The organism is Pedobacter sp. Leaf170 (assembly GCF_920984665.1).
GTDB lineage: Bacteria > Bacteroidota > Bacteroidia > Sphingobacteriales > Sphingobacteriaceae > Pedobacter.
This window is the reverse complement of sequence record NZ_CAKLBP010000010.1, coordinates 78,439-98,554: the sequence shown is the minus strand read 5'-3', so window position 1 is coordinate 98,554 and position 20,116 is coordinate 78,439. Positions and strand designations below refer to the sequence as shown.

Below are 20,116 nucleotides of genomic sequence, written 5' to 3'. Positions count from 1 at the left end.
ACATCCAGGCCTCAACATGGGGAAACATTTCGTTTGACTGTAAAACTGGTTTTTTCATATCATGATTTTTAATCAAAATTAACAGTCAAAACAAGTTAAGTCAAGATGGGTTGGTCGTAGGCTTACGGTTGCAAAGAGTTGTAAAGTTGCAGCGTAGAAAAGTTATAATGTGTTGCCATAAGTGATATCTTTTATGTGTTGTTATAAAAGTTAATAATCACTAGGGTCAATCACCTCTATATCCCAATTGATATCATCATCGATGGTTTGATCATCAAGGGAGTTGATAAAGCTATCAACGATTGCAGTGTGTTCGCCAGATTTTGCGATGCGGTTTAGTTCTTCTAAACTAATCTTGTTTAATTTGTTATTCGATATATTCATCTTTCTTGGTGTGTGAATTGTTCCACAACACTTCGAAGGTCTGAATACTAAATTGCACAGTGGGCAACAGAAAAATGCTAAAAAAAGAATTAAATATAGCCTTGATTATGAGGTGTATAGCTTAGCATGTTTTGAGAACATGGAATGCATATAGTCCTTTGGTTCAGATGTTATTTTATCCTTGTCAATGTATCCAATCATTTCTAAAATACAAAAGAAGAGGTTAGCTTCCTGGTCTGTAAGGAGAGTTCCTTCCTGAGCGGTAAGATGAGTTTGGTCGATAATGTATGGCTGAAGATAGCAGCATAGTTCAACGTAGAGCTTCCTTAATCTCACAGTGGGAACCTTGGGTGATTTGTTAGCTATTAACTTAAGCCTACCGATATCAATTGTCTTACTTGACTCTGGGTTGTTTCCGAAAAGATCAAACAGAAGCTTCTCTCCAAATAGACCTAAAGGAAAGTCTTTACGCTCAATCCTATCGTAAAGCACTTCACACATCCATTTGGCTATCGCAGTATCTTTTATTGCACTGGCTGATGATAATGTAGGTCTAGCTACAAGCTGAAAATGTTCAGTTGGTCTTGTTTCTTTAAAAGTTAACAAGAACTTTGCTACCTCCTTAGATGTTAGATCATCATTATAGTTCTCCCAGTATGCGTCGTAGCGACCCCTGATCTGTTCGTTCTTCAATAAGATTAAATATAAGAGTTCGTTATGATGCTCAGTGAGTTTATATTCTTCAAGCTTTTGCAGCAACTCGATATTAATTCGTTTGAAGTTCTCTTCGCCAATATATTCAAGAGAAATCGAAGTTGGTTGCACTGTTGAGGTTTCATCTAAGATTGGGAAGTATGATCTTAATCTACTTAAATCTAGAAGAAGGGTTATAGTGTACATCGAAGTAGTTTATAATGCAAATCAAAGATATGTATCTTCAGACAATAAAATAAAAACCTGCGTCAGTTAATGCGTCACTTAAGTAACAAATACCATGGTGATTGCTTGCAACGGTAGGGTAGAATGATTATATTAGTTCAATCAAATGCATGTAGCCATTACTGCCTTAACACCTACGCCAGCACCTCTTCAAACAAAAAAAGCCCATCTTTCGATGAGCTTTTAATCAAGTAGCGGGGAGCAGGATCGAACTGCCGACCTCAGGGTTATGAATCCTGCGCTCTAACCATCTGAGCTACCCCGCCGGGTAAAAATATTTGCTTATATTATCAAATATTTAGGTGGTTATTTTTTGGAGTTGCAAATATAGAATAAATTACCTTTCTTTAAAAAAATAAAATTAAAAAAATAGTCCGCGGTAGTATTCGGGCAATGAATTAACATGGCAGAAAAGAAAAAATTTACGCTTGAGTACGAGGTTAAATCGTCGCCACGAATTTTGTATAGCTTTATTAGTGAGCCAAATGGCTTATCACAATGGTTTGCAGATGATGTTAATTTTCGCGATCAGGTTTACACATTTACCTGGGATGATGAACAATTAAAAGCAAAGCTAATTTCGGTAAAAGAGAACAAATTAGTGAAGTTTAAGTGGCTTGATGATGAACCGCAATGCTATTTTGAAATGGAAATTGTGCAAGACGAACTAACCAACGATGTAGCACTAGCCATTACCGATTTTACAACAGACGATCTTCTTGCTGAAAAGAAATTGATTTGGGATAACCAGATTGATTACCTTATAAGTGTTTTGGGTGCATAAAATAAATATGCATTGTTTACCTTTGTAAGGTGAAAAAGATACATCTTCTAATTATAAAATCATTCATCAGGCCATTCTTTGCAACATTTTTCGTTGTGATGTTTATCTTGCTGATGTTTTTTCTGTTCAAATATGTAGATGATCTGATTGGCAAGGGTTTCGAATGGTACACCATTATCGAACTGATGTACTATCAATCGATGGTGCAAATCTCCATGGCCTTGCCGCTATCCGTGTTGCTCTCCTCTATCATGACTTTTGGTACTCTTGGCGAAAATTATGAGCTTGTAGCCATAAAATCAGCAGGTATTTCTTTACAAAAAGCCATGCAGCCATTGTTGGTGCTTATATTAATGTTAACAGCTGGGTCGTTTTTATTTTCCAACTACATTTTACCAAAAGCCAACCTCAAATTTTATTCTTTAATGTTCGATGTTAGGAATAAAAAACTGGCCTTCCTTATTAAACCTGGCGTTTTCAATAATAGTATTCCCGATTACTCCATTCGTGTAGATAGTAAAGATGAAGACGGGAAAATGTATGGCATTATGATTTACGATCATAAGGGTACCAATGGAATCCCAAAAGTTATTTTGGCTAAAGAAGGTGAGCTTAATAAATCTCCGGATGGTAAATACCTGATTTTTAATTTAAAAAACGGCGTAACCTACGAGGAGCAAGCAAGTTCAGGTGGTGTGTATAACCCGAGACAAATTATGTACAGAAGCCGTTTTAAGCAGACAGAACCAAAGTTTGATATGGCCTCTTTTGATATGCAGAAAACAGATCAAGGTAGTTTTGGCAACAATACGGTTATGTTAAATCTTGATGGCATTGATAGAAAAAGGGATTCATTAGTTAAAAAGATGGATACCATAAACTTGAATAGGGCTCGTAATTTAGGCAACAATTTTAAACAAAGTAATGTTGCTTTGGGTTACAGCAAAATAAAAATAGCACCCAAAAAAATTGATAAGGATATTCTTAAAAATATTCCAAATGGATTTAGGTTACAGAGCGTTCAAAATGCAGCAACTGTAGCATCGAATATGAAACAGGGGTTAGATTATGGTGCACCCGTTCAGGAAGATTTAAAAGGCGAAATTATTTTTACAAGTGTAGAATATCAACGGAAATTTACGCTTGCCGCATCCTGTATTTTGCTGTTTTTTATTGGTGCGCCACTTGGGGCAATTATCAGAAAAGGAGGAATGGGCTTACCAGTTGTAATTGCTGTTGTGTTTTTCTTGATATACCACATCATCACTACCGTTGCTGAGAAATCTGCCCGTGAGGGAAATATAAATCCAATATTTGGGATGTGGATTGCCTTCATTATTTTAACACCATTAGCCGTGTTTTTAACCTACAAAGCAACTGTAGATTCGGCTTTATTCGATGTAAATTATTATAAACAATTTTTTATCAAACTATTGAGGATAAAGCAAAAGTAGGTACATATCATTTACTTACAAATGATATATTCTGCATTATATTGCTCAATAAGGTTGTACCTTTGTATCAATCCAATCGAAGATGTAATTATCGGATGAAAGGCAATTTGTACTTTATATAAAATGCAAGCAAAATTAAATACTATACAAGAGGCTATTGAAGACATCAAAGCCGGTAAAGTAATCATCGTTGTAGATGATGAAGATAGAGAAAACGAAGGCGACTTCTTAACTGCTGCAGAAAATGCAACACCAGAGGTAATTAATTTTATGGCTACCTACGGTCGTGGCTTAATCTGTGCGCCTTTAACAGAGGAGCGTTGCGATGAGCTGAATCTTAATTTAATGGTGGGCAAAAATACTGCAGCCTATGAAACAAATTTTACGGTCTCCGTTGATTTAGTTGGTCATGGTTGCACAACGGGTATTTCAGCGAGCGACCGTTCTAAAACTATGCTTGCACTTGCAAATCCAAATACCAACCCGGATGAGCTTGGCCGACCAGGACATATTTTCCCGTTAAGAGCAAAAGAGGGCGGCGTTATCAGACGGGCAGGACATACAGAAGCTGCAGTTGATTTAGCCAGACTTGCTGGTTTTAAACCTGCAGGAGTTTTGGTAGAGATATTAAAAGAAGATGGAGAAATGGCTCGCTTGCCCGATTTATTTAAAATCGCTGAGCAGCACCAATTAAAAATTATTTCTATTGAAGATTTAATTGCTTACCGGTTAACGATTGATAGCCTGGTAAAACAAGAGGTTAGCATTGATTTGCCAACTGCATGGGGTGATTTTAAAATGACGGCCTACACTCAATTGGATAATAATGCAACACATTTGGCCATTTCAAAAGGAGAGTGGAACGAAGGAGAGCCAATTTTAGCTCGTGTACATAGTTCTTGCGTAACCGGCGATATTTTTGGTTCATGCCGTTGCGATTGCGGTCCGCAGTTACACAAGGCTTTAGAGATGATTGAGAAAGAAGGAAAAGGTGTGGTGGTATACATGAATCAGGAAGGTCGTGGTATCGGACTTATTAATAAACTACGTTCTTATAATTTGCAGGATGCTGGCTTTGATACCGTTGAAGCCAATATTAAATTAGGCTTTAAAGGCGATGAACGCGATTATGGCGTTGGTGCACAAATTTTAAGACTACATGGCGTAACTAAAATGCGATTAATGAGCAATAACCCAACAAAGCGTGCCGGCTTAATTGGCTATGGCTTAGAGGTTGTAGAAAATATTCCAATCGAAATTGAAAGTAATGTACACAACGAGCGCTACCTGAAAACCAAAAGAGATAAAATGGGTCATTCCATTATGAAAGGATAAGTTTTATTATCAGTTACAGTTTGCCGGTCTGGCTTCAATAATTATTATCTGTTAGGGAGTTGTAGGTTGTGTAGTCTTTATTCAACCGACAACTTTCTATTACGCACCCAAACAAACGGGCAACTCATAATAGGCAACCGGTAACAAACCTTACCTTCTTGGATTATTTTTATTCTGATTTATAATCGCTTCTTTATTTATACTGCGATTAGTTTTAACAGGCTGTTCAGCTGATTTTCTTTTCAAATTTCTTCTGTAAGCACCAGATAATTTCTGTAAAAATTCTTTAAATGTATCGAATTGTTGGGTATAAACGATTCCAACTGAAGTTACATTTGCAGTAGAACTGATACCGCTATTAAGGAATATACTTTGTTGCGTTGGTGGTTTATTCGCCAGTTTACCAATTAAACTTCCATCTTTTCTTATCAGGAATAAAGCCTCTACTTCGCTACCAACATTCTTAGAAAAATCGATTACCGTAAAATCATTTAAGCTATTTCTGTCAACAATACCAGCATTAATTACAAGCCTGTCGTTAAAGAATTTAAATGATGCGTTGGCTTCACTTAACGATTTAACGTTTAAATCGACAAAATTTAAGTTTAACGATGAAAGCACATTGTTAAACTGGTTAAAAACAAGTTCAGTTGCAGTACTAGATACACTCGAACCCAATTGTTTTCCAATTGATTCTCCACCATTTCCTGGCGCAAAACTCCTTCTTATAATTAAACTGAAAGCCTGTAAGTTTAAATTATTTTGGTCGCTAAAATAAGTTTGAAGCTCTTCTTTAATTGCCGGTTGGGCAGGGAAGTTAATGTCGAGCTTAATATCTGGTTGCAATAACAAACCAGTTAAACCCATTTCTACTTCAGTATTTACCCTTTGATTGGCATTGCTACTCGCATCGCGGTTAGCAGCCTTGTAAAGCTCATTCAGGTTCGCACGAAGTGCATAAACCGCCTTTAAATTAATTTGTGCCGCGGTCGGGTTACCTGTCCACCTAATCGTTCCACCTTGTCTGATTTCGAATTTCTTATTGATAACCTCTTGAGCTGTAAAGTCAAAACTTCCGGTTTCAATAATGTAATCACCCGACATTTCAAAATCGCCCAGGCTATTAATGTTTAGGTTTAATTCTGCGTTACCTTTACCGCTCAGATTACCAAGCGTTGTAAAAATGTTAGCCGTAGTGTTTGGGTCGATGGTTAATTTAAATGTTAAGGTTAAGCCATCAAATGTGGTAACCTTTTTAACAACTTTTGCTGAGTCTCGGCTAATGAAGTTGATAAAATCTTTATCAGATACGGTTTCTGAGCTATTAAGCGGAAGATTGAAAACAGTTCCCTTTTCTGTTTTCGCCTTAATATCGATTTTCATTTTACTCGTAGGGCCAGTAAATTTAAAAACGCCCGTTCCGTATGCTTTACCGAAGTAAACCGAATTATCTTTTGAGGTTGTATTTAACGCCATAAAACTTTGAGCGTCAACTTTAACATTAAGGGTTGGGTCGTCTATATTATTTAAATCTACGCTTCCATTGGCAACTGCTTCATGGCCTTCTAAATCCTGCAATCTAAAATTGTCAAGTGTTATAATGCTGTTTTCTACATTAACCTTATCGGTAATTACATAGGTAGTTTTTAAGTAATTTACCATTAATTGCCCTTTATCTAAAGAGAGCGTTCCATTAATTTTAGGGTCGTCAAGTTTACCTTTAATGGTCAAATCAGAAGAAACGTTGCCTTTTAAGTTCGATACAAGCTGTTTAACAAAGGGCTCAAAAATGGTAAGCTTACTTTCGTCCATCTTAACATTTAAATCCAATTCTTTTTGTTTCAAATCTATGCCGCCGGTTACTTTAAATGTTTCAGAATCATCTGCTATAATTCTGGTATAAACATTTATTTTATTACCCTCGTTAAATGAAGAAGTATCAGTAAGCGTTCCAATGTAAATATCATTAAAGTTTAAAGAGTCAATTTTAATATCATCATTAACTCTCGGAGATTTTAAAATTCCGTATAAATTGGTTTTACCATTTACATTTCCAGCGAGTTTAACCCCAAATCCCTTAGTAAAGAAATTAATAGTTTTTAGGTTGAAATCTTTAAAACCAACGGCTAATAAATCTTTCGGGTCTTCAGATATTAAACCATCAACCGTAATTTGTTGCTTATCATTAGTTAAGTCGAAGTTTTTAATTTCTGTTTTACCATTATTCAAAACAATACGAACCTTTTCCTGAATTCTCCATTCTTCACGGTTTATTTGTAGGATAGAGGGTAAAATGCTTAGCCGTGCTGTGGTATCTTGGTTTTTGGTAAACTCAACAAGTCCGTTTAAATCTAGTTTGTTGGCTTCATCAGCACTTGATGTTTTAATGTTAAAAGCCAAACTATCATTTCTCAGAATATTTGAAACGTTAAAGTCCTTAACAAATAAGCTATCATTAAGTTGAACCCTATCTGATGTTACATTGAGCTGAAGCTGTTCTGGTGTTGTGTTCTCATCAATAATAATATTGTTTACAACAACACCTTGATACTTCAAATTTTTGATAAAACCATTTAATGTTGCGGTATTATTGCGTGAATCGAAATTGCCAATAAAGTTTGCGCCTTCAGATAATTCTAAGCCGGGGGAAACGAGTTGTGCAAGTGGCTCAAAACGTTTAATCTTTAAATTAAACTGAAAAATTTGTTCCTTAAACTTTATAATTTGTGTTTGGAAGGATGGAACATAAGTTTTAGCAATCGCTTTGTAATAAGAACCGATAGAGTTTAAATCATATTTTCCATCAATACTTGCATCTAAAATATCCGATTTAATGGTTAAGTGGCGGTCTACACCACTGCCGTTTGCGGTAAGCTCAACTGAATCTATGCTGTAGGTTCCTTTAGGATTCTTCAGAACTATTTCCTGTATCCTTAATCGGCCTTCAATATTATTTAAATCTGTTCCCGAAAAATTGGTGTTGAATTTGGCATCTACCCGAAGAGAATCTTTTAATAAATGCAAAGCTTTTAACCTGGCACCAGTTATTGTGGCATTAAAATTAAATACAGGTAATTTTGGGTTTAAGTTAACTCCGCCATCAAAATCTAGTTTAATATTTTTATCGTTGATGGTTAGTTTCCCGTCGAAATATTTTTTATCAAAAGTGCCATTGATTTTTACGTTTCTGTATCTGTAATTATTAAAATCTATGTAGTCAATTTTACCATCAATTTTCTCAGTAAGTTCTTTAAGTTCCGTACCACGGCCTTTTACATATAATGATGATGAAATACGACCTAAACTTTTTTCATCCAGGAGGTTGCCTATATTAAAATCGTAGGTTTTAACATTACCGGTGTATGAAGGAACATCATTCTTGTCTATCTTCATATTAACATCCGAAACAATTCTACCCAATTTGGTTTTAAACTCACCATAAGCTATAAAATCGTTTTGAAAACCGGTAAAACTGCCGTTAAAGTTTATGTTGCCAAATTTGCTAACAATGCTTGGAACAAGTTTCTTTTTCTTACCGGTAATTCCTGCCAAAACTTCATCCAGGTCTGTCTTATTCGTTCCGGCCATCTCAATTTTCAAATCCATAAAGGTTTCTTCCCACTTCGGTAAACCTTTAATTACAAAATCGCCTTTTATGTACGTTGCCTTTCCCGATTTAATAGATAGCTTTCTTGCTTTCAGATTGTTTACCAAACCAGTAATCTGGCCATCAACATCCAATTCCATTTTCATCGTGTTTAGCTCGGGTGCAAAGTAGGCTACGTCTTTCGATGAAATGTGACTATCTTTAAAAATAGCCTTCATTCTAACATTATCAATGTAATGGTTAAAGTCTTTAAAACTTTTAAATTGCATTCTGAAGTAATCCGTAAGTCTACTTTGATTGGTTATTAACGATAAATTTTTTAGCTCAATCGCATTACTATCAACAGTTGTTTCTGCAGTTAAATTTTTCAAATAAAAACCACTACGCTCTCTTAATGTAAGGTTTTTAATATTTGTTTTTAGAAGATGATTTTTAGTGTCCAAGCCTTCTAAAATAACGCTCATGTTTTTCACATCAACGTTATCAAAGTTTACGCTACTTCCTTGAACGGTATCTTTAGCTTTGTAGTTTTTGTATTTAAAAGCTAAGTTGTTAACGATTATTCTGCCAAAGTCAATTTCGTAAGGCTTTTTCTTTTTCTTTACAGTAACCTTACCATCATCAAAATAATTAATAATGAAATCGAGGTTAGAAGAATTATCTTTGAAATCTTTTAAATAGAATTGCCCGTTATTGAGTTGTATGGTGTTAATATCAATTATTCTTTTCTCAAGTGATAATTGATTGATATCTACCATCAATGTTGGTGTACTTAATAGAGTGTCTTTTTGAAGGTCGAGTAGTAAAAAATCTTCAAGTACAATTGATTTAAATGGCTTGATATACAGGCTTTTAATAGAAACAGTTGTATTTAATTCTTTGGATAAGTAAGCTGCTGCTTTTTTTGCAAAAAACGTTTGAACAGGTTTAAACTGTAGCGAAAAAACAAGAAGCGCAAGCAGCAAAAGTATTGATGCGATTACCCAAAGGAGTATTTTAAATAGTTTTTTAATAATTTTGCAGCTTAAATAAAAATAATTTGTCTATTATACTTGCTATAGAGTCCTCTTGCGATGATACTTCGGTTGCTATTTGTAACAACGGCAAAATTACGGCCAATGTTATTGCAAACCAAACAATTCATGAAAATTATGGTGGCGTAATCCCTGAATTAGCTTCAAGGGTACATCAACAAAATATAGTGCCTGCTGTACAACAGGCATTATTGAATGCTAAGGTTACAAAACAGGACATAAGCGCCGTTGCTTTTACTCAAGGACCGGGCTTATTAGGCTCACTCCTTGTAGGTGTATCCTTTGCAAAATCATTTGCATTAGCGTTAAATATACCGCTAATTTCTGTCAATCACATGCATGCGCACATATTAGCGCATTTTATTGATGAGCCAAAACCAAATTTTCCGTTTTTGTGCTTAACTGTTTCCGGTGGTCATACACAAATCGTTTTAATAAGAGATTATTTCGATATGGAAATTGTTGGCGAAACTTTAGATGATGCAGCCGGTGAAGCATTCGATAAAACAGCTAAAATATTGCAGCTTCCTTATCCGGGTGGGCCGTTAATTGATAAACATGCCAAATTAGGGAATCCACAAGCCTATAAATTTGCCGAGCCGCAGATTGCAGATTTAAACTTTAGCTTTAGTGGTTTTAAAACATCCATATTGTATTTTATACGTAAGCAGGAAAAGGAAAACCCTAATTTTATTGCAGAAAATTTAAACGATATTTGTGCTTCAGTTCAACATAGTATTATTCAGATTTTGATGAATAAGCTAAAAAAAGCAGCAAAGCAATACAATATCAAAGAAGTGGCCATAGCTGGTGGAGTTTCGGCAAACTCTGGTTTAAGAAATACGTTGGAGCAAACAGCTGTTGATTTAGGCTGTAATGTTTACATACCTGCTTTCCAATATTGTACCGATAATGCAGGTATGATTGCAATTGCAGGCTACCATAAATTTTTAAAACAAGATTTCGTTGGCCAGGATGTTTCGCCTTTAGCAAGAATGGAGTTTTGATGGTTGGTTAATTGCTTAACTATGGAATTGATTAATTGTTACTTAAAAATTGAACTTTGGTTATTGTTATTTAACCAATAAAATCTCCCGATTTCAGGTTTTCTGACTTCGGACTAATAAAATTATATGACTGGAGCATCATTAGTATTTTGGATAGTTTGTGCAATTCCTTTGATGGGAATTTTATATTATCTAATTAGAAAAGACAAAAATAAGTTGAAGGGAAGTTGGGGCGTAATTATTTTAGGCGCTCTATTAATTGCAGCTATACTGGTTATTGTATATGTAACCAAAGATTTTAATGCCATTTTTAGTCAGAACTAAATTTTAAAAGAGGCTTTAACAAAAACAGTCCCGGTTAAATTAATAATCGGGACTGTTTTTTTGTTTAATTGATTTAACTATTTTTCTTCTAATTTATCCAAGCTCTTCGAGATGTTCTGAAAGGCATCTCGAAGCGTAAATAAATAGGATTTGAAATCCTCTATTTGCTCCCAATTCAGAATACGTTTATCCAAGCTCTTCGAGATGTTCTGAAAGGCATCTCGAAGCGTAAATAAATAGGATTTGAAATCCTCTGTTTGCTCCCAATTCAGAATACGTTTAGCCAAGCTCTTCGAGATGTTCTGAAAGGCATCTCGAAGCGTAAATAAAATAGGATTTGAAATCCTCTGTTTGCTCCCAATTCAGAATACGCTTAGTCAATATCATGAATAGTGAAATAACGAATTTAAAAAAAAGCCATAACAAAAACAGTCCCGGTTAAATTAATAATCGGGACTGTTTTTTTGTTTAATTGATTTAACTATTTTTCTTCTAATTTATCGCCGGTTACCTCGGCTTTAATTTTAGCTTCTAATTCATCAGCTAATTCTGGGTTATCACTTAAAAGCTGTTTAACGGCATCTCTACCCTGGCCAAGTTTTGTATCTCCGTAAGAAAACCAAGAGCCTGCTTTTTTAATGATTCCAAAATCTACACCTAAATCGATAATTTCCCCATTTTTAGAAATTCCTTCACCAAACATTACGTCAAATTCAGCAATACGGAAAGGTGGAGCAACTTTGTTTTTAACAATTTTAACTTTCACGCGGTTACCAGAAACCTCATCAGTATCTTTAATTTGCGAAATTCTACGAATATCTAAACGTACTGAAGCATAAAACTTTAAAGCGTTACCACCAGTTGTTGTTTCAGGATTACCAAACATTACACCAATTTTATCACGTAACTGGTTAATGAAAATACAGCAACATCCAGTTTTCGAAATTGTACCGGTTAATTTACGTAATGCCTGACTCATTAAACGGGCATGTAAACCCATTTTACTATCACCCATTTCACCTTCAATCTCGCTTTTTGGTACTAAGGCAGCAACCGAGTCAATTACAATCACATCAATCGCACCAGAGCGAATCAAGTTATCAGCAATTTCCAATGCCTGCTCACCATTATCTGGTTGAGAGATTAATAGATTATCTGTATCTACACCAAGCTTTTTAGCATAAAATTGGTCAAAGGCATGCTCCGCATCAATAAATGCAGCAATACCACCTTTTTTCTGCGCTTCGGCAATAATGTGAGTTGCTAAAGTTGTTTTGCCAGAAGATTCAGGTCCATAAATTTCTATAATACGGCCTTTTGGAATACCACCAATGCCTAAAGCAATATCTAAACTGATTGATCCAGTTGAAATATACTCAAGTGGCTCAATAGCAGTATCTCCAAGTTTCATTATCGTACCTTTACCGTACGATTTCTCTAGTTTATCTAAAGTAAGCTGTAACGCTTTTAATTTATCTGTGTTGGCAGTTGCACTCATTTTTTCTTTCATGTAAGGCGTAAATATAAAACTAATCTATCGGCTAAAAATCAAATGTTAAAAACTATTTTACTAAAATATTTAGCTAAGTTAATTGTTTTTTAGCTAATGTCAATAGTAAATTTATTTTTTTTTCTGTTCCCCGTCATCTATTATATATTGCATGTTTTGGCTTACATGATATTCAAACTTTAAAACCTTCATTATTTCCATATAAACTTACAATGTAAAACTTACAACATAAAACTTAAAAACCGTCAAAATTTCTGTTCTTTAGCCATTGTTTCAAAATATTTGCACATATAAGTTATTTCGCAAACTTCGCATTTGGGGCTTCGGGCAACGCATACATAACGGCCATGCAAAATTAACCAGTGGTGCGCAATATGAATATCGTGTTTAGGCAAATTTTTAACCAAATCTTTTTCTACAGCCAAAGGCGTTTTGCCTTTTGTTAATCCTAATCGGTTTGCTACACGAAATACGTGCGTATCAACCGCCATAGCAGGTGCATTATAAATAACTGAAGCAATAACATTTGCTGTTTTACGGCCAACTCCAGGCATTTTTTGTAAATCATCTATGCCCGAAGGTACAATATCGTTAAATTCATTTATTAAAATATTTGCCATCCCAACCAAATGTTTAGCCTTATTATTTGGGTAGCTAATACTGCGTATATAATCAAAAACAATATCGGGTGTTACTTCGGCAAGTGCTTTGGCGTTTGGGAAACGCTGAAAAAGAGCAGGAGTAACCATGTTAACCCGTTTATCGGTACACTGCGCTGATAAAATTACGGCAACTAAAAGCTGGTAGGGATTATTATAATGTAATTCTGTTTCGGCATCTGGCTGCTTAGCCGAAAAATGTTCTACAAAAAGTTTATATCGTTCTTTTTTAAGCATTGGCAAATATAGTTACCAATTTTTATAAGCATTTATAATATTAGAAAATTGAAGTTACGGTTTAATGGCAACTACAGCCCCGCTTTACACTACAATCTTTTTAATTAACTTCTGTAGTTCTGAGGCACGAAGAATTTTTTTCATCGGTTACAGATGCTTCGTGCCTCAGCATAGCAACTTATTTTAGTTTTCTACAATTAAAAAGTATTTACGTTTCAATCGGAGTTTATTGAACGTAGTTTGTGCACAGCAATTCGTTTTACTTACTACAAGCTACCCGGGTTCTGTGCAAAAGCCGTTCAAAATAAACCGGATAGCAACGAGCACGGAGTGTAACGGAGTAAAGTGTATAGCCGGACTAATAATTTTTAGTATTGCTACCGTTGCTTTTCTAATTAATGGAAAGATGTAGCAATGGCTTTTGCATCAATTTCTACTTCGTGGTTTTGCGTACTTCTGATAAGCCAAAATGCAAAAAAAGCACCTACCAAAGCCATTGCCGCACCCACATAAGCAGGGGCTGTGTAATCGAAGCCATAAACTAATGGTAAGCCGCCAAAAAATGCACCAAGTGCGTTGCCTATGTTAAAACTTGCCTGGCTAGCAGAGGCTGCAAGCATTTCAGAACCTTTTGCTGATTGTATCATAAGCATTTGGATTGGTGCCGCAAGGGAGAATGATACCGCTCCAGTAACGAATGTCATAACCAAAGCCAAAACCTGGTTGCCCGAAACGAAGTGGACAATGGTTAAAGTTATTACCATGGCAATTAACAAAAATGCAGAAGCTTTTGCTGGCGAATATTTGTCGGCCAGTATGCCGCCCAGGTAATTTCCCGTCATCATACCCAAACCTGCAAGCATTAATATATAGGTTACTGCATTTGGAGAAAAACCTGCAACATCTGTCATTAAAGGCGCTATGTAGCTATACCAGGTAAATAAACCACCGGTTCCTATTGATATCATTGCAATGATAATCCACGCTTCTCTCTTTTTAAAAAAGCTAAGTTCTGCCTTTAAATTACGATTCTTTGCAGCCTCTAGTGCTGGCAACCAAAGTTTTAAACTTAATAAAGTAACCAGGCCAACTATTACAACCACTGCAAATGATATGCGCCATGAAAAGTTATGCCCTATAAATGTACCTAAGGGAACGCCAACTATATTTGCAATTGTTAAACCCATAAACATTAAGGAAACGGCTTGTGCAGCTTTGCCTTCTTTTGCTATTCTGCTGGCTACTACCGAGCCAACACCAAAAAAAGCACCATGAGGTAAGCCTGATAATAATCTGGCAATAAATAAGGTATTAAAAGTTGGAGCAAATGCAGAAAATGCATTGAAGGTTGTAAACATAACCATTAATGCGATTAATATCTTTTTAGGTGGATATTTACCGGCAATCATTATTAAAAGCGGAGCCCCAATTACTACACCAAGTGCATAAGCAGAAATTAAATGACCAGCCTGTGGGATGGAAACTTTTAAGTCTTTAGCAATATCCGGTAAAAGACCCATCATTACAAATTCTGTAATGCCGATGCCTAAACCGCCAAGCGTTAATGGGATTAAGTTCTTATTCATAGCGATACTTAGTGTGAAAATTACACTAAGCAAATGTAGGGGTTTTATTGCACTATGAAAAACATAAAGTGTAAATATGTAACATAAATGACTGAATATGTGCTATGTGGAAATAGGGGAGAGATGCGAAGACACAAAATATCAATTTTATCATCGCATAAAAAAAGCTCCCTTAATTTTAAGGAAGCTTTTTGCTGGTAAATTACTTTGTTTTGCTGTAGTTCAAAATTCTGTTGATGCTATCATCAGAAGGGTTTTGAAGCAGTCCGTCTAACTTACTTTTAATTTGATCGTAAAATAAGTTAATCTCCGCATCAGATTCACTATCGTTATTGTAATGAAACATGTTTTGGGTTGGTAAGTTTACACTTTTTTTTGATGTAGAGGTTTTTGTCATAAGCAACTAAATGTTTTTGTTTTTATAAACTAAACGTTAGTTGAGATGCTTTATTTCAATCCCTAAAACATTTCGTGTAACTTTTTTATTACCCTTTGTAAGTCATTTCTTTACTCTTAAGCATCTTGCGCAAATTGCTTAAAGCATAACGCATTCTACCTAAAGCCGTGTTAATGCTTACGTCTGTTAAGTCGGCAATTTCTTTAAAACTTAAATCGGCGTAGTGGCGCATTAAAAGCACTTCTTTTTGCTCATCGGGCAATAAATGAATCATTGCTTTCAGGTCTTTGTGCGTTTGGTCGCGGAGCATTTTTTCTTCTGCACTTTCATCATAAAAATGCAGCATGTTAAACACATCCATTCCATCCGAACTGGTAATAATTGGCGTTCGTTTTTCTTTTCTGAAATAATCGATAACTAAGTTATGCGCAATACGCATTACCCAAGGTAAGAACTTGCCTTCCTCGTTATATCTGCCAGATCGCAAAGTGTTAATTACCTTAATAAAAGCATCCTGAAATATATCTTCTGCTAAATATTGGTCTTTTACCAATAAATAAATAGAAGTATAGATTTTGCTTTTATGTCTGCGTAAAAGTTCCTGCAATCCATTCTCGTTCCCGGCAACGTATAACTTTACCAGGTCCTGATCATTGTATGATTGTAAATTCATAGGTTTACCTACACTAAATCCCTTACTATTTGCTAAAAATTAATTTGTAGAAGTTTAATTTCTATAGCCTGTCTCCTATGTTTTTTGAATGTGTTAGTTTGGTTCTGAGTTCGTTAATACTCAAAGGACGGTAATTTTTTATCAATAAACAAAAAAATAAATGTTAAAAAATAAATTAACGGTCTCAGTACCCTATTTTTGTATCTTCTTAAAACCCAAATTACTTAATAGGGGTTTCATTATATATTCTTGATAAATACATGAGCAAAAAAGAAGCCGAAAAAGATCCGCATAAAAATATTATCATTAAAGGTGCACGAGTGCACAACCTTAAAAACATAGATGTTGCCATACCAAAAAATAAATTAGTAGTGGTAACCGGTATGTCTGGTTCGGGGAAATCTTCGCTTGCTTTTGACACACTTTATGCCGAAGGACAGCGTAGGTATGTAGAAAGTTTATCCTCTTACGCCCGCCAGTTTATGGGGCGTATGAATAAGCCCGATGTAGATTATATTAAAGGAATTGCGCCTGCAATAGCGATAGAACAAAAGGTTATCACCTCAAATCCACGTTCTACTGTAGGCACATCGACAGAAATTTACGATTATTTAAAATTACTCTTCTCCCGGATTGGAAAAACAATTTCGCCTATATCTGGCAAAGTTGTTCGAAAAGATTCTGTAAGCACCGTGGTAGATTATGTAAGTGCTCTGCCAGATGATACAACGGTTACCATTTTTTGTCCGCTTTACCCGCACAACAACAGAACAATTAAAGAGGAATTAGCCATTTTACTGCAGAAAGGTTTTCTTAGGGTTCTAATTAACAATAAAATTGAGAAAATTGAATCTGTTTTGGATGATGCTGATTTTAAGGATATTGAGCTAACTGATGATAAAACCGTACAGATTTTAATAGATAGAATTGTAACCAATCAGGAAGAAGAAACTTTAAGTCGTTTAGCCGACTCTGTGCAAACTGCTTTTTTTGAAGGCAAAGGCGATGCCTATGTTGAAGTGCAGGGTAAAACGAAGCATTTTACCGATAGGTTTGAATTAGATGGTATGCGCTTTGAAGAGCCAACACCGAATTTTTTCTCATTCAATAATCCTTACGGTGCTTGCAAACGTTGTGAAGGTTATGGAAATGTAATTGGTATTGATGAAGATTTAGTTATTCCGGATAAAAGCAAAAGTGTTTACGATAATGCAATTGCGCCTTGGAGAGGGGAGAAAATGGGCGTTTGGTTGCAGAATTTCATCAAAGCCTCTGCTAAATTCGATTTTCCAATTCATCGTGCTTTTAACCAGCTTACAGAAAAAGAGCAGGCTTTATTGTGGACAGGCAATAAATATTTCGAAGGCTTAAATGCTTTTTTTAAAGAGCTTGAGGAGCAAACCTATAAAATCCAATATCGTGTAATGTTATCCCGCTACCGCGGAAAAACAATTTGCCCGGATTGCAAAGGCTCACGTTTACGCAAGGATGCATCATACGTCAAAATCGCTGATAAATCAATAATCGATGTGGTTTTAATGCCATTGGCTAAAGCACTTACATTTTTTGATGATTTAAAACTTAGCGTTAACGATGCTAAAATCGCCAAACGTTTATTGGCCGAAATTAATAATCGTTTTCTTTACCTTAATAATGTTGGTTTAGGTTATTTAACTTTAAATAGATTATCAAATACGCTTTCTGGTGGCGAATCGCAGCGTATTAATTTAGCAACTTCGTTAGGTAGTAGTTTGGTTGGATCTATTTATGTTTTAGATGAGCCAAGTATTGGTTTACATCCACGCGATACAAACAAATTAATTGAGGTACTTATCTCTTTAAGAAATGTTGGCAATACCGTTTTGGTTGTAGAGCATGAAGAAGAAATGATGCGTGCTGCCGATTATATTATTGATATCGGTCCGGAGGCAGGTACACATGGCGGTAATTTAGTTTTTAGTGGCGATTATGAAGCCATTTTAAAAGATAAAAACAGCTTAACTGGAAGGTATTTATCAGGTATTGAAAAAATTGCTATCCCAGAGAAACGCCGAAAATGGAAAGACCATGTTTTAATTAAAGGTGCCAGAGAAAACAACCTTCAGAATATAGATGTAAAATTTCCATTGGGAGTATTTACTGCTGTGAGCGGTGTTTCTGGTTCAGGTAAAACGAGTTTAGTAAAAAAAATTCTTTATCCGGCGCTCCAAAAAGCTATTGGTAATTATGCTGGTGAACAAACCGGTTCTTACGATGGTATTTTTGGTAATTATGATTTAGTGAGTGGCGTGGAAATGGTCGATCAAAATCCAATTGGACGTTCCAGCCGCTCAAATCCGGTTACCTATGTAAAAGCCTGGGATGATATAAGAGCTTTATTTTCATCACAAGCAGCAGCCAAAGCTTCTGGCTTAAAACCAGCGGCCTTTTCATTTAATGTTGAAGGCGGACGATGTGATGTTTGCCAGGGTGAGGGTGAAGTGAAAATTGAAATGCAGTTTATGGCTGATATTTATCTGCCTTGCGAAACTTGCGGAGGTAAGCGATTTAAACAACAGGTTCTAGACATCACTTACAAGGAGAAAAACGTATCCGATATTTTGGATATGACCATTGATGAGGCCGTCGATTTCTTTAAGGATGAGCAAAAAATTCTAAATAAATTAAACCCTTTGGTTGATGTTGGTTTGGGCTACGTTCATTTAGGTCAATCATCCAATACTTTATCTGGTGGTGAGGCACAACGTATTAAACTTGCTTCGTTTTTGATAAAAGGAAACAATGCGAATAAAACCTTATTTATTTTTGATGAGCCTACCACGGGTTTACACTTCCACGATATTAAAAAGCTGTTAAAAGCTTTAAATACATTGATTGAGCAGGGAAATACGATTCTGGTAATCGAGCATAATATGGATATGATAAAATGTGCCGATTGGGTAATTGATATCGGCCCGGAAGGTGGCGACGGCGGCGGAAAATTGGTTTTTGAAGGTATTCCGGAAGATTTGGTAAAAGTGAAAAACTCTTACACTGGTAAATATTTAGCTGAGCATTTAAAATAAATTTATACTTTCGATAATGCTTTTTCTAACCTTTATCATAGGCATTCTTCTTAATGCTATGGGCTACATCCCGCCAGGTAATATTAACCTAACCGTTGCGCAATTAGCCATAAATAAAGGTATGCGTCAGGTTTGGTATTTCATTTTATCGTTCTCTGTTGTAGAAGTGTTTTTTACTTTCGGAATGATGCGTTTTGCCCGTTGGGCGATGAGCGATATCAATCCAAATGCAGCCGTTAGCGAAGTAAAGTTAGGTACTTTGGTAGATTGCTTCATGATTCTGATGTTTATTACCATGGGCACAATAACCTGGATAAACCGTAAGAAAGCACCTAAAACAAGCAGTAAAAAAGAAGATAAGCGTAGCGGGAGCGTGTTGTATGGTTTAATTTTAGGCGTCCTAAATCCCGTTCAAATTCCATTTTGGTTATTTTTTGGTAACTATGTTATCTTACACGAATGGATTAAAACCGATTATCTATCACTTATTACATTTAGTTTGGGTTCAGGTTTCGGCTCTGCCGGCGCACTGTACTTGTATGCGCATTTTGCTACATTTATTCAAGAAAAATTTGCGCTAAGCAGTTTAATCATCAATAAATCGATAGCTATATTTCTATATGTTTTAGCTGCGTATTTAATTGTAAAGCAGCTGATTATTATATTTTAGAATTTGTCTCGATCGGTCATCATTCACAACTTGTTTCAGAATCTTATTTGACTATAAGTTGTTTATTTGGAAATGAAAGCTCAGTTTTAATGGCGGCTTTCAGTCCCGCCAAACCTGCCTGCGGTAGGCAGGCACTTCATTCCGCTGCGCTCCATGCTCGTTTGTGTCGGGTTTAGGTACAAAGGTTGTGCATTTAAACCTTTAATTTTGGAACTGTTTTAAGTTTAATAGCCCCGACATAACGGAAATCCTTTTGGTTGCGGAAATGTTTAAATTGCACAAACTATAACCAAAAGATTGCAGTATTGGCGGGCTGTTTTAGCCTATGAAATACAGCCATTGCGCTCCAAATCATTTATAGATTTTCCCGTCATTGCGAGGCACGAAGCAATCTTAAAGCGTTTAATAAACCCAACGTTGTAAGATTGCTTCCAGAATAGTCGGTATAAAC

The 20,116-nt window shown here is 35.7% G+C and carries 15 protein-coding genes and 1 tRNA gene; 7 read left to right on the top strand and 9 right to left on the bottom strand.

The window, feature by feature from the left end:
* Positions 1–210: 210 nt before the first annotated feature.
* The 3 genes from LUA90_RS18770 to LUA90_RS18760 all read right to left on the bottom strand — a co-directional run bounded on the left by LUA90_RS18770 (position 211) and on the right by LUA90_RS18760 (position 1,589).
* Positions 211–384: a hypothetical protein gene (locus tag LUA90_RS18770; protein ID WP_231492135.1), complete on the bottom strand. Its 174-nt coding sequence runs from the start codon at positions 382–384 to the stop codon at positions 211–213.
* A 105-nt stretch (positions 385–489) separates the two neighbouring features.
* A complete protein-coding gene (locus LUA90_RS18765; protein ID WP_231492133.1) occupies positions 490–1,284 on the bottom strand; it encodes a hypothetical protein in 795 nt (264 codons plus the stop codon).
* Positions 1,285–1,515: 231 nt separating this feature from the next.
* Positions 1,516–1,589: transfer RNA gene (locus LUA90_RS18760), tRNA-Met, on the bottom strand.
* Positions 1,590–1,726: 137 nt separating this feature from the next.
* Here LUA90_RS18760 and LUA90_RS18755 point away from each other — a divergent pair.
* From LUA90_RS18755 to LUA90_RS18745, 3 genes are all read left to right on the top strand, one after another.
* Positions 1,727–2,107 carry an START-like domain-containing protein gene (locus LUA90_RS18755; protein ID WP_231463499.1) on the top strand — a complete coding sequence of 127 codons (381 nt, stop codon included), beginning with the start codon at positions 1,727–1,729 and terminating at the stop codon, positions 2,105–2,107.
* Between the two features lie 29 nt (positions 2,108–2,136).
* Positions 2,137–3,561, top strand: a complete 1,425-nt coding sequence (locus LUA90_RS18750; RefSeq protein WP_231463498.1) for an LptF/LptG family permease — start codon at positions 2,137–2,139, stop codon at positions 3,559–3,561.
* Between the two features lie 123 nt (positions 3,562–3,684).
* Positions 3,685–4,896 carry a bifunctional 3,4-dihydroxy-2-butanone-4-phosphate synthase/GTP cyclohydrolase II gene (locus LUA90_RS18745; RefSeq protein WP_231463497.1) on the top strand — a complete coding sequence of 404 codons (1,212 nt, stop codon included), beginning with the start codon at positions 3,685–3,687 and terminating at the stop codon, positions 4,894–4,896.
* Between the two features lie 150 nt (positions 4,897–5,046).
* On the opposite strand, the gene LUA90_RS18740 is transcribed toward LUA90_RS18745, so the two are convergent.
* Positions 5,047–9,468: a translocation/assembly module TamB domain-containing protein gene (locus LUA90_RS18740; protein WP_231492131.1), complete on the bottom strand. Its 4,422-nt coding sequence runs from the start codon at positions 9,466–9,468 to the stop codon at positions 5,047–5,049.
* Positions 9,469–9,542: 74 nt separating this feature from the next.
* On the opposite strand from LUA90_RS18740, the gene tsaD reads away from it, so the two are divergent.
* Complete coding sequence (gene tsaD, locus LUA90_RS18735; RefSeq protein ID WP_231492130.1) at positions 9,543–10,544, top strand: tRNA (adenosine(37)-N6)-threonylcarbamoyltransferase complex transferase subunit TsaD; 1,002 nt, start codon at positions 9,543–9,545, stop codon at positions 10,542–10,544.
* 126 nt (positions 10,545–10,670) lie between these two features.
* Positions 10,671–10,868: a hypothetical protein gene (locus LUA90_RS18730; RefSeq protein WP_231463494.1), complete on the top strand. Its 198-nt coding sequence runs from the start codon at positions 10,671–10,673 to the stop codon at positions 10,866–10,868.
* A 481-nt stretch (positions 10,869–11,349) separates the two neighbouring features.
* On the opposite strand, the gene recA is transcribed toward LUA90_RS18730, so the two are convergent.
* The 5 genes from recA to LUA90_RS18705 form a co-directional block, all read right to left on the bottom strand.
* The gene (recA, locus tag LUA90_RS18725; protein ID WP_304622663.1) at positions 11,350–12,378 is read right to left on the bottom strand and encodes a recombinase RecA; all 1,029 of its coding nucleotides are present in this window, start codon (positions 12,376–12,378) and stop codon (positions 11,350–11,352) included.
* A gap of 245 nt (positions 12,379–12,623) precedes the next feature.
* On the bottom strand, positions 12,624–13,274 hold the full coding sequence (gene nth / locus LUA90_RS18720; RefSeq protein ID WP_231463493.1) for an endonuclease III: 651 nt from the start codon (positions 13,272–13,274) through the stop codon (positions 12,624–12,626).
* 395 nt (positions 13,275–13,669) lie between these two features.
* Complete coding sequence (locus LUA90_RS18715; protein WP_231492128.1) at positions 13,670–14,860, bottom strand: MFS transporter; 1,191 nt, start codon at positions 14,858–14,860, stop codon at positions 13,670–13,672.
* Positions 14,861–15,062: 202 nt separating this feature from the next.
* Positions 15,063–15,257, bottom strand: coding sequence for a hypothetical protein (locus LUA90_RS18710; RefSeq protein ID WP_231463491.1), 195 nt, complete (start codon positions 15,255–15,257; stop codon positions 15,063–15,065).
* A gap of 88 nt (positions 15,258–15,345) precedes the next feature.
* The gene (locus tag LUA90_RS18705; protein WP_231463490.1) at positions 15,346–15,930 is read right to left on the bottom strand and encodes an RNA polymerase sigma factor; all 585 of its coding nucleotides are present in this window, start codon (positions 15,928–15,930) and stop codon (positions 15,346–15,348) included.
* A 260-nt stretch (positions 15,931–16,190) separates the two neighbouring features.
* Between LUA90_RS18705 and uvrA the strand changes: the two genes are divergently transcribed.
* Together uvrA and LUA90_RS18695 are read left to right on the top strand one after the other, a co-directional pair.
* Positions 16,191–18,995: an excinuclease ABC subunit UvrA gene (gene uvrA, locus LUA90_RS18700; RefSeq protein WP_231492127.1), complete on the top strand. Its 2,805-nt coding sequence runs from the start codon at positions 16,191–16,193 to the stop codon at positions 18,993–18,995.
* 16 nt (positions 18,996–19,011) lie between these two features.
* Positions 19,012–19,665 (top strand): LysE family transporter, encoded by a 654-nt coding sequence (locus LUA90_RS18695; protein ID WP_231492126.1) that lies wholly within the window; start codon positions 19,012–19,014, stop codon positions 19,663–19,665.
* The last annotated feature ends 451 nt before the right edge of the window (positions 19,666–20,116 follow it).

What these genes read in the sequence shown, in the direction of transcription:
- LUA90_RS18710 (WP_231463491.1), bottom strand. Translation starts at nt 15,257, where the DNA reads ATGACAAAAACCTCTACATCAAAAAAAAGTGTAAACTTACCAACCCAA.
- uvrA (WP_231492127.1), top strand. Translation starts at nt 16,191, where the DNA reads ATGAGCAAAAAAGAAGCCGAAAAAGATCCGCATAAAAATATTATCATT.
- LUA90_RS18770 (WP_231492135.1), bottom strand. Translation starts at nt 384, where the DNA reads ATGAATATATCGAATAACAAATTAAACAAGATTAGTTTAGAAGAACTA.
- nth (WP_231463493.1), bottom strand. Translation starts at nt 13,274, where the DNA reads ATGCTTAAAAAAGAACGATATAAACTTTTTGTAGAACATTTTTCGGCT.
- LUA90_RS18730 (WP_231463494.1), top strand. Translation starts at nt 10,671, where the DNA reads ATGACTGGAGCATCATTAGTATTTTGGATAGTTTGTGCAATTCCTTTG.
- LUA90_RS18755 (WP_231463499.1), top strand. Translation starts at nt 1,727, where the DNA reads ATGGCAGAAAAGAAAAAATTTACGCTTGAGTACGAGGTTAAATCGTCG.
- recA (WP_304622663.1), bottom strand. Translation starts at nt 12,378, where the DNA reads ATGAAAGAAAAAATGAGTGCAACTGCCAACACAGATAAATTAAAAGCG.
- LUA90_RS18705 (WP_231463490.1), bottom strand. Translation starts at nt 15,930, where the DNA reads ATGAATTTACAATCATACAATGATCAGGACCTGGTAAAGTTATACGTT.
- LUA90_RS18745 (WP_231463497.1), top strand. Translation starts at nt 3,685, where the DNA reads ATGCAAGCAAAATTAAATACTATACAAGAGGCTATTGAAGACATCAAA.
- LUA90_RS18765 (WP_231492133.1), bottom strand. Translation starts at nt 1,284, where the DNA reads ATGTACACTATAACCCTTCTTCTAGATTTAAGTAGATTAAGATCATAC.
- LUA90_RS18715 (WP_231492128.1), bottom strand. Translation starts at nt 14,860, where the DNA reads ATGAATAAGAACTTAATCCCATTAACGCTTGGCGGTTTAGGCATCGGC.
- LUA90_RS18695 (WP_231492126.1), top strand. Translation starts at nt 19,012, where the DNA reads ATGCTTTTTCTAACCTTTATCATAGGCATTCTTCTTAATGCTATGGGC.